The sequence below is a fragment of the Paenibacillus sp. FSL R5-0475 genome (assembly GCF_038004585.1).
Classification (GTDB): domain Bacteria; phylum Bacillota; class Bacilli; order Paenibacillales; family Paenibacillaceae; genus Paenibacillus_AQ.
The window spans coordinates 5,248,215-5,262,057 of the sequence record NZ_JBBORK010000001.1; the positions used below are offsets into that span (position 1 = coordinate 5,248,215).

Consider the following 13,843-nt stretch of genomic DNA (forward strand, 5'->3'; position numbering starts at 1 on the left):
CTAGAATCTATCACCTTATGAATCACTATTTAGGATTAATTGCATCAATGCTAATAAACGTTCTAAGTTAATTGGCTTACTAAGATAATCTGTTGCACCCGCTTGTAAGATTTTCGCCTTATCTTCCTTCATCGCCTTCGCGGTCAGCGCTATAATTGGAATTTTATTCCTTGCCGGCATTTCTCTGATTCGAGCGATAGCTTCAAATCCGTTCATTACCGGCATCATAATATCCATAAGAACGATGTCTATGGATGCAGATTGCTCCAGCGCATGTATGCCTCTCTCTCCATCCGCAGCTGTAGTTACTTGCAGTCCACGCTTCCTTAGCGTGTTAGATAACGCGAACAGATTCCGCTCATCATCATCCACAATTAGAACATGCTTATGATTTAAAGAGGTGAAGTCGCTGCTTATGTTCTCACTGGTTGCTGCGGGAAGAGCAACCGAACTTTCTTCCTCATGATTAAGATCTGCTATCCCAGCGGTTTCTTCAAGGCTAGGGTCCTGAAGCTTCATTGGCAAATACACCGTAAAGACACTACCTATTCCTTCTTGACTCTCCACTGTAATCCTACCGCCGAGCAGTGTTGCCAGTTCTCTGGATATGGATAACCCAAGCCCAGTTCCACCGTATTGACGTTCTGTATTTCCATTCGCCTGTTGAAAAGCTTCGAAAATAATAGCCTGCTTCTCAAAAGGAATCCCAATTCCAGTATCTTTGATGGCGAAAGCAATAAATAACCCTGGTTCCAAATGTGCCAAACTCCGTAGTTCGTCTGTAGTCGCCAAACGTATTTCAAGAGTTACTGAACCATTAGCTGTAAACTTAAACGCATTGGACAGCAGATTTATAATAATTTGCCGTACCCTTTGAGCATCCGAATAAAATAGCGGAGGTAAGTCCTCCCCCAGTTGTATATGCAAAGGAATCTCTTTTTTGCGAGACAGGTGACTGAAGCTCTGAAGCATTGCCTCCGGGATCTCCGTTAGATTTATCGCTTCAACTTCAATATTCAGCTTCCCTGCCTCAACCTTGGACAAATCTAAAATATCGTTAATCAGCGCCAGCAGATCTTGCCCAGAAGAATGAATGGCTTGGGAGAATTCAATATTCTCCTCACTTAAGGACCCTGACTGATTCTCCATGAGAAATTCGGAGAGTAACAATATGCCGTTAAGCGGAGTTCGGAGTTCATGAGACATATTCGCCAAGAACTCCGATTTATACTGCGAGCTTTGCCGCAATAATTCTGCAGATTGAGCAAGCTCTATTCGAGCTTTTTCAGCCTCAAATGACTTTTGTTCAGCTAAGAGATTCTTATCTTCCAGCTTTCTATTCGTCGCATGTAGCGACTCTGTCTGGATTTGCAGCTCCTCAGACTGGGTTTGTAGTTCTTCAGTATACACTTGAAGTTCTTCGTTTAAGCGTTGGGATTGCTCCAAAAGTTGATCAATTCTCATACTGCTGATGGTACTGTTAATTGCAACACCAAATGCATTTGAAATAGACTCCAAGAATTTAATCTGCGGCTCAGTAAGTGGAGAAAAGGAGGCAATTTCCACCACAGCAACTACCTCACCCGAAAAACAAACTGGAAGTAATATAAGGAATTTCGGTGCGGAAACGCCCAGCCCGGACTGAATGTTGATATACTCATCTGGAAGATCCTGTATGTGAATCAAACGTGCCTCTTTAGCACATTGACCAACCAAACCTTCTCCAATTTGGAATGTCCCATGATCTGTTATGTCGCTGTTTCCAGCAAAAGTAGAAGTTCTATTTAACATGTCTCGATCATGATCTTGCGTCCGTATATATAAGGCACCATATGGATAATCAATAACTTCTGCAGTTTTACCTAAAAAGATATCCCCCAGTTGTGAGACTCGTGTGATGCCCTGATACCTTGACAGCAAATCATTAGCATGATCCTGAATCCATATTCGCTCTTGTTGCGTGTCTATCAGATGATTCGTAGCGACACTGAGATCCCTGATTTCATCATTCGTGGTAATCTCCACTCTTCTCTTCGTATCATCAGCGGAATCTAATCCAGTAATCGTATGAGTAACCTTACGAATCGTACTAACGATGGCATGTGAAATGATCCACGAGGCGATCACTGAGGTAACAGCAATAATCGCCCAAACAATATAAAGGAGCTCCAGCAGCAATTTATTCTGATCTGCCTGTCCAGCTATCAAATCATTAGTATTCTCATTCATCGTCTCGCGGTAAGTACTGATCTGGCTACGAATTCGGTCCATTTGATCTTTGCCATCATCCGAATGGAAATATCGTAAGATTTCAGCTTCCTGTCCCTCTTTTTTCAACTCTATCACATAATCCCCGGACTGCTTGATCCACTGCTGGATATTATTTTCAATGCCCATCAGACGCTGAAGTTGCATGGAATCATTAGCAGTAAGCACGGAGAGCTCATCATAATTCGCCTTCCATTGAGTTTTCCCCAAATTATAGGGCTCCAGATACTTATCATCGCCGGTGATAATATAACCTCGTTGTCCCGTTTCCATATCTAGAATGTTCTTCTCGATCTGATTAGCCAAACTAGTTATCTCTCGGTCCTGATGGGAAATAAAGCTACTTTCCCGCTGCAGCGCATTGATTCTATCATGCATAACCATCACGAATCCTAATAGACAGATCACGATAAAAATTGTTATAGATAGTATTTTATACTGCAAAGTAAATCGATGTTTTTTCACAAAGTGCCTCCGTCCTGTCTTCTAAGCCTAACTCCTTACCTAATTCCTTATAATAATGGCTCTTTGCTCCTTCTTCATTGCTCCACTAAGTTTTCTATGTGAATTTTTACTGCTGGTAACTTAAACATTTTTGAGCACCGTTGAAACACCTGTGTATTTGACCATAAAAAAACTCCAAGTTTACTCACTCCTCAATAGAATATGAGGGGGAAATAGAGTGACTAACTTGAAGGCGATGTTATACTGTCTCCATTAACAAATACAGGTCTTCTTCTTCACACCAAGCTTTCCTGCCTGCTCAACCTTGGCAATATAATCTACTGCCAGCGGTACTTTACATGCGGTTTGTCCCATTTGTACCTGAACCTTTCCAATGCTTGCAGCAATCTGCGTTGCCTCATCATGCAGTTCGGTTACGCTGCTGGCGGCGATAATTACAAACATATTCATCGTGTAACGAACTCGATTCCGTTCCTGATGAATGGTAGATTGTATTTGCTGTAGCAGCTTTCTGATCTCAGCGATGTCTAGCAGATCATCCGGCGTAACTGAAATGTAATTCCCATAAGTACTCCAGCCACAGGTGGCCACCATTTCATCCGATGAAGAAATCCATTCTCTTGCAAGTTCTAGTGCGTAAGGGCTCTCTGCAGCGACAGACGCTACCGTATATTCCGCTATTCCAGAGCAGTAAGCTGTCACTACCCAGCTTTGAAGCACTTCCTTCGTAAGCGTCTTGGGGTCAACTGTAAGCCCTGCCAAATACATCGCATCATAATTCCCCGTCTGATACAAAGCGCGAGCTAGACCTTGGTCTTTCTTGATATCCTTTACCAGCTTCTTCATGTCCCCTATCCTTACTCCAAATAAAGGCTCCTTAGCACCATGTCGTATGAAGGTACGCTTCGTCTGCTCTGTACCCATTTCCTCAAGCTTACTCATCACTTCATTAATTGTCAGATTCATTAGAACACCTCTTATCCCTTCATCGCTTCTCTTAAAATGGGCTCACGACCCAGCGTTACTCTATTCTTGCCCGAATTCTTGGAACGATATAACGCTTCATCCGCTTCCCGATACAAATCTTCGAAAGTCACCTCTCTGCGCTCTGTAAAAGAAATTCCGATGCTAGCGGTAAGCTGAATGCTATCGTGTTCGTTCAAAATTATTTTATAATCACTCATCGTAGTGCGAAAATCCTCCGCTTCCATCAAGGCTGCACGTTTATCCTCAGCAAAAAAGCATACAGCAAACTCCTCGCCCCCGACTCTTCCGGCAATGCCTTTGTTTTGGTACACCTGAAGTATTTTATTCGAGAAATCAACTAATGCCTGATCTCCTGCTAAATGACCATAGGTATCATTAATTAACTTAAAATCATCGATATCAAATAACAACAGCGCCAGTCCTAGCCCGTCCGGAATCGTTTGATTTTGCACCATTTGCATAAAGTGCCTGCGATTATAAAGTCCCGTCAAATCATCTATCGTTGCTTGATAGACCAATTCACGTTCATACCGCTTCTTTTCACTATGGTCACTAAAAACAATTAGCATCCCCTTGTTCTCTGTTGCCTGATGTTCAGTCGCTATCAAGGAAACCCCATAACAAACCTCTCTTATTCCAGTACATACAATCTCAAACTGTCCTTCGGTCCTTTGACTATAATGAGCGCCAATGTCCTTGTGATGCCTCATAAAAAGATCAATATTTTTCCCCATCCAGGTCTCATTCGATATCCCGGTAATCTCAACCAATAATATTATCATTCCGGTCTGTCAAAACTACGCCGTCTTTCATATGCTCCAGGATTTTAATTTTAGTTAAAGGATAGATCGTAGATTTGGAGTCAATGAATAAACACAAATAAGCCGCTATAATTGCGGGTAGATAAGTGAAGGCCGTAAAGCCTGTAAGCGTGATCTTCAACAAGGGAAGTAAAAAAACAGAAACGACCGGAACCAGTAACCCGACAAATAGTAAGAACGCACGTCGCAAAAAAGCTCTCGGTCTATTCATTAAGGAAACAGCTAGCAAGCAGACCGCATATAGACCAAATAGCTGATCATAAGCAATAAAAGCCATGCTAAGAAGCGTAGGCTTTACAGTAATTCCACTAACACCCGCAACAGTGGCCATGCCCACTTCACTACGCATTAGATGATGATAGGTATCCGTAAAAATAAGCAGTACGTCCAAAGCAATTGGAATCGAGAAAATAGCAAGTTTTACAGGTAGGCGTTCCGCGGAAGGAGACACATATTCTTTAACGACAGCATAAGTAAATAACGCACTTAAAAAAAGCGGAGCCTGCTGCATATTCTTCCACCACAGCTTAACCTGAAAAGAGGATGACATGATCTCTCCCGCCGTCGCAATAAATATGAGGCTGACCAGCAGCATTAAGATCCATAAATAGCGTCTTCCTGCCGACTTTCGATGTCGATAGGAGCTGATGCCCATGTAAAAGCTTAGAACACTGCCCATTAATAAGTAATACGGATATCCTTGAATCCACGGCATGCCATATTTCTCCTATTTTTCAAGTCGCTCCTATCATTATATCCTAATCAATCCTACAAATGAATCAACAAATACCAGCACATCTGTACATCTTACGATTTGAACTTTACTCGATGGGAGAACATATACTTTCTGGCCAAGTCCTTAAATGCATCTTTATCTTGTATCGACTGAAAGTACCGTTTAGGGATAATCAGCGCTCGATTAGAAGACACAAAAAACACGAACAGGTTCATCGTTTCACCTATTTTATGTATCTCTTCCCATTTTACTTGCCCGGAACCTGCCTCAGATACGTACTTTATACCCTCATCTGATACGGAATAGCTCTGAGGCTGCTGGGCTAAACTGTCTGTTGCGAAGGCTTTTTTAGATTTTTTGGTCAAACTTGATTTGGTCATATACCATAAAACAGCGGCAAGAATCACAGCAGTCACAGCAAGGATTGAAATATTTTTAATACTGTAATCCTTAGTAATTAACAGCAAAATCACAAAATAAGCAACCACACTGAAAGAGCTAAGTATAATACGGCTATTCAAGCTGAACCATAGGTTAAACTCCTGAACGTCCTCACTCTTAAGGACGGTATCTACTTTTATTTCATTTTCCACTACTAATCGCTCCCCTGCCACTATCGAAATTTGTCAATTCCATTTCATTCTAACATGTCTGAACACAAAAAAGGGACATCCCTGAAGCGATCGCTTCTAAATGGGTTGTCCCTTTTTAATCCGTAAGGATTCTTATTTCTTTTGTGCAAGACGTTGTTTGAACTTGTCAACACGGCCGCCTTGTTCTGTATCTCTTTGTTTACCAGTGTAAAATGGGTGGGATGCGGAACTTGCGTCCACGCGGATAACAGGATAAGTGTTACCATCTTCCCATTCCATAGTTTCATTGGATGATTTTGTAGATGCACTCAAGAATTTGAAGCCTACGCTTGCATCCATGAAAATAACCTTGTTGTACTTTGGATGTATGCCTTCTCTCATTCTGATCGTCCTCCTTCTGAACAAATTAGTGGAGCCTTTATGGTAAATTAACCAAATGATCTGTAGGTTTATCTATAAGTATAACCTAATAAACGTAGGAAAATTCGTAAATCTTACGATTTAGACCACCACTCCATCATACGTGAAATCGACATGTAAAGTCAACTACTATCCGATATTCCTTATATTCCCTTACGTTCAACTGACTTATACATCATACTCCAGTTGTTTTTTAGCCTGAACAATAAAATCTAACGGGTTCTCAATAGTGCTGGATTGATATTCTACAGCACCTATTTTGAGACCGAGGCTAACTTTATACTTTTTGACAAATTCAGTGTCATTAAGCTCTTGAAGCTTCAATTTAATCCGCTCGATCACGATTTTTGCTCCATCGTTGTCGGTGAACAGCAGAAGGCCCCATGTTGCGTCATCTTTGTCCAGCAGATACAGTGCATCATTGGTACGAATGCTGGCCTGACTGAGCTGAGACACGTCATGAATGGCCTCAGCCAGCTTATCTTCGGGAATAATACGTCTAATCTCATTCCAGTATTTCACTTTCACTACAAGCAGTGTGAGTGGAATCTGATATCGAGTAGAAATGCCTGTAAATAAAGCGGCATCCTTCTGAAAAGAAATACTGTTACGCAGATCTGTGTTCTCGTCGATGATGGCCATATTGGCAGTCTTATTCTCCAAACGCTGATTCTCAGCCTGCAGCTCACGATTGCTTAGTGTAAATATCCACAGTACCACTGTTAACAATGGGGTCATAATTAGCCAGAAGTAAGTATTCAGTCCAATTGTCTCTCCCAAAGATATCGTCTGATACATCGTGTAGAAGCCATAAGCAAATATAAACACCAGGTTCAAGACCAACCCTGCAGTCACCGTTGTAAAATACGTAACAATCGCCAGAATAAAAGCCACATTTAAAATGATAATATTCTGGATATAATCGTCAGGTGCCCCTGAAATGAAGACAATACAAATAAAAAGAAGCACCAGGAACGATAAGAGAGCGATATCTGAAACTAAACCGCTGCGATTACGTCTCACGCTTATCACCACGTTTCTTCATATGTTTACGAAGCAGCAGGATCAGCGATAGAATCACCAGTGTCAGCACCAGCACAATTACGATAATGAAACTCAGCACGTCCGTTCGTTCCGCTATTTTTTTAACCACGGAATCCTCTGCTGCTCCAGTAATGATCTTGAAACGGTGCGCATTGACATTACCATCCTTATCAACGATTACCCCATCGCCAAACACCTTCCATTTGTCCCGCTCTGTTGCGATCAACTTCGACGCCAAATAGTACTCTTCAGAGTGGGCTCCCGTAACAGCAAGCAATCCCCGTCCCGCCTCAAATGGTGATTCAATCAGCTGCAGTGTTCCAATTTGAGATCCGTAATGATCTTCAATACTCATCTTCTCATTGGAGCGAATCGCTGTTCCGTTCCCGTTATATTGAAAATAGAGCTTATCATTATGATCACGGATGATCTTATTATTCTTATACGTGCCTATGGCGATGACATTATTATTCTTTAAATGATCAGCGCTAATGTTATCCGTGTAGAACTGAATGTTGCCTATATTTCCGCTAGCGTATTTTCCCAGTAGATTAAACACATTAGCTAAACTCAAATATGAGTAATCATCCATTTCTTGCGGCAAAACAACTGCTACCTGATTGTAAAGCCCGTCACGTATAAACGGATACGGATAGTTATTAAACAAAAGATCCGTACGATCCTTAGTATTAAGACGCATTACAGAATCTTTACTGATATACGCCCACGGCATTTGTTCCTTATCTAAAGTACATTCGGCTCCCTTCAGCTCCAAATCAAAGGCTACAGTTACCGTGAAATTACCAGAGATATTAAGGCTTTGGGGAACTGGAAGATCCAGCTTATCGCCATTCGCCAGCTCTTTGGTCAGCTTCTTGCTGCCAATGGGTGTGTTGTTGATGCTGACAGTCACTAATGAACGGTCGAAATCTAAATTCTGTGCATAACGGAAATCCAATCTGATTCTGCCTGAATCTGCAATCGAGCGGTTAGAGGGCAGTGCAACAAAGTATGTCTGCTCCTGATGACGTGCCCCAGTGAGTTTATCACCCGTTTCTGTAAGCGTAATATTGGAGCTAATCGAAAGTGGTGGTGCAGATACTTCTGTAGCATCATCGACCACCTTTAAATCACTGCTGATTTGACCCAATAACTCTTCATTCGCAACAAAACGGCCTGCTTTAATCAGTAAGTTCTCATCCTTCGAGGTTACGACAAGTGTCGGCTGAGTATCCTTATTCACTAACTGCAGCAGTGCATGTGTACTTAAATCTTCAGAGGTGCTTAGCTGAGCCTTTAGCCCACTTGGTACTCGGTCATACATAGCTACCAGTACAACCGCAGCTTTATTCTTCACCGCATCTGACCGGTAGGGAAGCATTGGAATCGTTCTATTGTCCAATGTATTCCCCTTCACAAGCCCAGAGAGCGCATAAGTAGCCGACTCCAATTCTGCCCCTGTGCTTTTATCCGGTACGGTCAGCACACTATGATTCTTCGTTAAGGTATCAACGCCAGAGAAGCGCTCGCTAAAGTCACTAATCCCTCCAGTCAAGGGCTTCGGCGTATACATCATGCTAATACTGGATGTATTAAACAGATGCAGCCAATTATCAAAATCATAATCGACAGAACAAGATTGTTCATCTGTATAGTTCGACTGCAAATAGCCCTGAATTCCAAGCGTATTGGTTCCTTTTTTTAGAAACCCTTTAGGTGCCTGAAGGACCAGCTGTTGTTCGCCATTATCTTTTAGAGAGGGTCTAAATGTATAGAATGGGCTGCCATTTAGCGTTAAGGTAACGCTAGAAATCTGCTCCTTGGTAATTTGCGAAATTTGAAAGTGCAGGTTAATTCTGATCTCATCCACATTCCAATAATCCATGACCTCAAAATATTGCTGCTGGGCACTCGAACCTTTTAACGCAGTATCTGTTCCTGTAAAAGAGGTTGTGTAGGTTAATCTAGTATCCTGAGGCGGAGCCTCGGCGGCTGCAACATTCAATTGAATTAGAAAAAGAGAGAGGCAGGTTAACAGTATAACCATTTGTTTTTTCATCATCATATTCTGTTTCTCCTGTGATCACATATTTCTCATATTACTTCTTTGTTCATTATTAATAGCGTTCAGTCTTATACCACTTTGCTTCTCTTTTGAAGATGAGATCTTTGGCGTAAAGATATAATCCGTAAGCCGCGACAACCATCCACAGCTGACAATAAGAGACGTACATCAACATTACGATCCATAAATTGGACAAGCTCATCTCGCCCTTCTCTGTCGTCAACGTTATGAAAGTACCTACAACGAACAGTATGATGGCAAGCAGCCAGAGAAAATTGCTAAGCCCAGCAATAGTAGTATGTACATAGCCCAAAGCATGCAGAATGAGCAGCACATCGGAGGTAATTAACGAAATCAACAATAAGAAGTAAATCGCTAAAAAATAAAGAATATCGAATCGGACTTTTGCGGCGGATTTATCGAACAGCAGGGGGATATTTTTGACAATGACATAAATGTTGCCCTTAGCCCACCGCGTTCGCTGCTTGAACCAAACTTTTAAAGTCTGTGGCTCTTGCTCCCATGTGACCGATTTCGGCTGGAATTTGATCCGATAACCCATCATATATATTCTGAAGCTGATTTCTGTATCTTCGGCTATCGCTTTAACATCCCAGCCACCGATACTTTCTACGATAGACCTGCGCATAATAAAATTAGTGCCGGGAATGGTACATAACTTGAACAGCTTCCAGCGTCCCGCTTGCGCCATCCATTGAAAGGACAACGTCTCAATATTAATAAACCGGGTAAGTAGGCTTGCGTTACGGTTACGGGTTCTAAACTTACCGATTACTGCGCCTAGGCTAGAATCATTCATGATCTCAGCGACCAGATAACGTAAAGCCGTTTTTTCAGGAGTGTTGTCTGCATCATAAATCGCAATTAACTGCCCTTTGCAATGGGTGAAGCCTATATTCAGCGCATTCGATTTCCCTTTGCCACCAGTAATCGCATCCGTATTAATGACGATCAGCTGCCGCCCCGGATTTCGGTTTTGGATACCGGCCAGCAGTTCAGCACTGTTATCAGAGGAATTATCATTAATCACAATAATCTCATATCGATCTTCCGGATAATCAAGCGCTAGCAGAGACTCCACCGTCTTAGAGATTACTACCCCCTCATTGTGAGCAGGAACCATAATTGAAACCAAGGGATATTCGCCCTCTATCTCTGGTATGTCCTCATTTTCAGATTTAATGTAATATAAATAGCCTGCGATAATGAGGGTCACATTCACCAGCAATAGAGACCAGATACAGATCACTGCAATTACCATCAGTATGTCTGAAATCGTCATAGGATCCTCCAAATCACGATTAGTTGTCTCATTTCAAATACTTTTTCCTATACAATCGGTATCCGATGATCATTAATCCGCCAAATAGCAACAGAGAAATCATTATCGCAACTATAAAGAACTGATTCTGTATATTAAAAAGCGTCGTAAAGCTCTTCTTCTGCTCTTCTGTATACCGATAATCGCTATTCACTGTTTCTGGCGTATAATTCAGACTCAGGGGTTGTCCATTAATAGAAATCACTCCTTCTGATGAAGTGATCGTATTGACGTCTGTAACAACCTCATGCCTTTCTTGTTTATAATCTGCAAAAGAAACCCAGTATTGTTCCAGCATCTTCAGCATTTCCTCAAGTTCTTCCTTATCCTTAGGCATATCCACAGTGATTACCGTGTCCATCGGCAGTTCTGGCATCACATTATTGGATGTTTGCAGATCCTGCAAAAAATCAATCGGCACACTATATAAAGAGGATGGAAAGGACTTGGAGGTGTCGCTCTGCTCCATATAATCAACGTTTTCATCCGGATACAGTATCACAGAATCGAAAAACCCCATCCCCGCCTCCGAATATTCCTTGTCATACGCCCAGTGCATTTGTGCTCCGATTCCAAGCGGCCCAATCTTGTTGTGCACCAGCAGATTAATGAACGCGTTCATCTTCACCTGAAGTGAATGATCCATATTACTAGTACTCGTTGAATGCATCGCAATAGGGGCATTGACCAGAATGCTGCCATTATTCGATTGCACTCTTTTGATGGCTACCAAATAACGCTGCATTGCCGGATAATCGGTATTGCTGAACACTGGCCGCACACTTGCAAGAAAAGGAATCCCCACTTGATACAGCCGCTCCGCAGTCTCTGTCAGCAATCCCAGATCAGAGAAGGGATAGATCTCTTTGATCGCAAGATACACTTTAGGCGTTGCGTTGATATGAAGCCAATCCTTCAGAACATACCCCATCGCCAGTGCACTGACATTCCCTTGTTCAAAATACGGAACATAAGCAGCATCCTCTTTACTCACAGCATAAGGTGCTTGCAGGCTATCATCCTGGAAGATCAGCTTTCCAAGGGGCTGGGTTCCCTGACTTCCGGCTATATAGAGCATATCCTGTACCTGAAGTGAAATTCCCGAGAACTGTCCGATCTGGAGATCTGGATTCGCGTCATACATGACATCTGTGGTTAACTGTAGTTTCTTTTTCAGCGAGGCTGGAGGACTGTACCCGATGTGCAAATACTGTCCCTGATAATGCTCCCAATCCTCTACATAAAATTTATTAGTAATCAAAATATCCGCTGCATTACGGACCATAATCACTTTAGAGTAATGATTCAGCATCCCTTGTTCATATTGATCCAGACTTCTAAGTGTGACCTTCATGGAATAGGCCGCCAGCAGTCGCTGGAGTTCAGTCACGTTGCCTTCCTTCGTCGTCCCCTTAGCGAGGCTGTCGTAGAGTAGTAGGACCTGCTGTGGCGAAGCAGCAGATTGGACAGGTATGACGGGAATCAGAAGGGCTGTTAGGGTCAACGTCAGTAGCAATATACCGTTTAAAACTCCTCTGATGCTCACACACTCACATCCTTTTGAGGCTTTGTATACGGGCTAGAAGGGATGCTCTTGTTAACCTGCTTAACCCGATTGCTGTTTTTAGAAACTCTACGCCCGATCACACTGGATAGGGTCAGAAAAGTGACTAAATCAAAGGATAATGTAAATAAGAACTCATGCTTGGAAATATCGGCATCGCCTGCCCCGATAATTGATACAAAAATACCTGAAAGCCCAATGCCAATCGAAGCGACAATCAATACCATTCGCTGCATACCTCTGAAATCACGGGACTTGATCGCTTTTACAAAGGAAGGCATATAGAGACCGATGACAAGCACCATCCAGAGGAAGATGAACCCGAATGTTCGCGGGGCCAGCGTTTGTTTCAGTTGGCTGTATCCGGTGAAAAAGTGACTCTGTGCTCGAAACTCCTTACCAACGGAATGCTCGAAATTCCCCATAGCCGCAGGCTTAATCGAGAATGCACTTTGAGCAGCTACATTAAGAATCGAATTAAGCTGGTCAGGGTTCGTTAAATAATATTTAAGGATGGATACAAATCCATAACGACTGTAGAAATTCTCCTCGAGAAGTGGTGAATTCACGTCTATGGTCACGTACTTCTCATAGTGAATGCTGTTCTTCAGAATGGCGAATTGCTCGTCCATCCCTAACGCTTTTAAAGCGGCTTCTGGATCAGGTGATTCCTTCAGCACCCCTCGGGTCATGGCATGGAACTGGTTAATGTTTACGAACTCATTTGAGATATTCAAATACGTGAACACACCTGCGAACAGCATCAGAGCAAGAGACGCCATTGTCAGTATCCGAAATATCTTGTCTCTACGAATCCAAAGCAGTGAACATGCCAGAACAGCAATGATCATACCCACTGGCGCATTCTGCTGCTTAGAAGTAGTCAGGATCAGCGTGCTAATTACGAATAAGGCCAGCATCGCGTAGTCATTGAATCTTTTTCGATGTAACATCAGCCATGAAGCGAACATGAAGATCATCGTGATCATCACAACGCTTTCGCCGTAAAAGGAGTTAAAATAAGCCGTATAACCGGTATCTCCGAATATAAAAATAGCAATACCTGCAATGATGAATCCCTGTTTTCGGGACATCTTCCATGTAATAGCCTCTATTAATAAGTAAATTGCGATTACATATAGAATCGTATAAATCGCCGCTTGAAAGCGGATGTCGAATACCTCACTACTGAAGAACAACTTGTTAAGTCCTATAGCCAGCTTGATAAATAAGGACTGAGAGGAAAATAACATTGCACCATTCTCATTAAAATATTGAAAGATCCCATATTGCTTCACAAAATAACCAAAGTACTGACTATCATAATCCGGCAGATTGAAATAGAGTCCATTACTATAAATGCTACGGAAAAAGTCACCGTTATCCGCCACTCCGACATACGGAGCTGTGAACAGCGCGATGATGGTAATAAGCAGCACTCCAAATGCAGCAAGAAATGCAGGAGAAACCGATAAATTAGCAAGTGATATCCCCTGCCTTAGAGGCGTTTTCACCGTGTTGTCCATCATGCAGGTTCA

General features: G+C 42.4%; 11 protein-coding genes. All 11 read right to left on the reverse strand.

What is annotated here, in order from left to right:
- Positions 1–15: 15 nt before the first annotated feature.
- The 11 genes from MKX41_RS23485 to wsfD all read right to left on the reverse strand — a co-directional run bounded on the left by MKX41_RS23485 (position 16) and on the right by wsfD (position 13,834).
- On the reverse strand, positions 16–2,733 hold the full coding sequence (locus MKX41_RS23485) for a CHASE3 domain-containing protein (RefSeq protein ID WP_340973376.1): 2,718 nt from the start codon (positions 2,731–2,733) through the stop codon (positions 16–18).
- Positions 2,734–2,985: 252 nt separating this feature from the next.
- Positions 2,986–3,693: a DNA alkylation repair protein gene (locus MKX41_RS23490; protein ID WP_081951315.1), complete on the reverse strand. Its 708-nt coding sequence runs from the start codon at positions 3,691–3,693 to the stop codon at positions 2,986–2,988.
- A gap of 17 nt (positions 3,694–3,710) precedes the next feature.
- The gene (locus tag MKX41_RS23495; RefSeq protein WP_340973377.1) at positions 3,711–4,454 is read right to left on the reverse strand and encodes a GGDEF domain-containing protein; all 744 of its coding nucleotides are present in this window, start codon (positions 4,452–4,454) and stop codon (positions 3,711–3,713) included.
- Positions 4,455–4,482: 28 nt separating this feature from the next.
- On the reverse strand, positions 4,483–5,256 hold the full coding sequence (locus MKX41_RS23500) for a histidine kinase N-terminal 7TM domain-containing protein (RefSeq protein WP_340973378.1): 774 nt from the start codon (positions 5,254–5,256) through the stop codon (positions 4,483–4,485).
- A 92-nt stretch (positions 5,257–5,348) separates the two neighbouring features.
- Positions 5,349–5,870: a YcxB family protein gene (locus tag MKX41_RS23505; protein WP_340973380.1), complete on the reverse strand. Its 522-nt coding sequence runs from the start codon at positions 5,868–5,870 to the stop codon at positions 5,349–5,351.
- Between the two features lie 132 nt (positions 5,871–6,002).
- Positions 6,003–6,251 carry a type B 50S ribosomal protein L31 gene (locus tag MKX41_RS23510; RefSeq protein ID WP_042131530.1) on the reverse strand — a complete coding sequence of 83 codons (249 nt, stop codon included), beginning with the start codon at positions 6,249–6,251 and terminating at the stop codon, positions 6,003–6,005.
- Between the two features lie 207 nt (positions 6,252–6,458).
- On the reverse strand, positions 6,459–7,313 hold the full coding sequence (locus MKX41_RS23515) for a diguanylate cyclase domain-containing protein (protein WP_042192759.1): 855 nt from the start codon (positions 7,311–7,313) through the stop codon (positions 6,459–6,461).
- On the reverse strand, positions 7,303–9,399 hold the full coding sequence (locus MKX41_RS23520) for a cellulose biosynthesis cyclic di-GMP-binding regulatory protein BcsB (protein ID WP_340973384.1): 2,097 nt from the start codon (positions 9,397–9,399) through the stop codon (positions 7,303–7,305). The genes MKX41_RS23515 and MKX41_RS23520 overlap by 11 nt, the downstream gene beginning before the upstream one ends.
- Before the next feature lie 52 nt (positions 9,400–9,451).
- Entirely contained in the window at positions 9,452–10,702 is a 1,251-nt protein-coding gene (locus MKX41_RS23525) for a glycosyltransferase family 2 protein (protein ID WP_340973385.1), read from the reverse strand.
- A gap of 28 nt (positions 10,703–10,730) precedes the next feature.
- A complete protein-coding gene (locus MKX41_RS23530) occupies positions 10,731–12,287 on the reverse strand; it encodes a hypothetical protein (RefSeq protein ID WP_340973386.1) in 1,557 nt (518 codons plus the stop codon).
- Positions 12,284–13,834: a glycan biosynthesis hexose transferase WsfD gene (gene wsfD, locus MKX41_RS23535; RefSeq protein ID WP_340973388.1), complete on the reverse strand. Its 1,551-nt coding sequence runs from the start codon at positions 13,832–13,834 to the stop codon at positions 12,284–12,286. Before wsfD ends, MKX41_RS23530 begins: the two co-directional genes overlap by 4 nt.
- Positions 13,835–13,843: the final 9 nt, after the last annotated feature.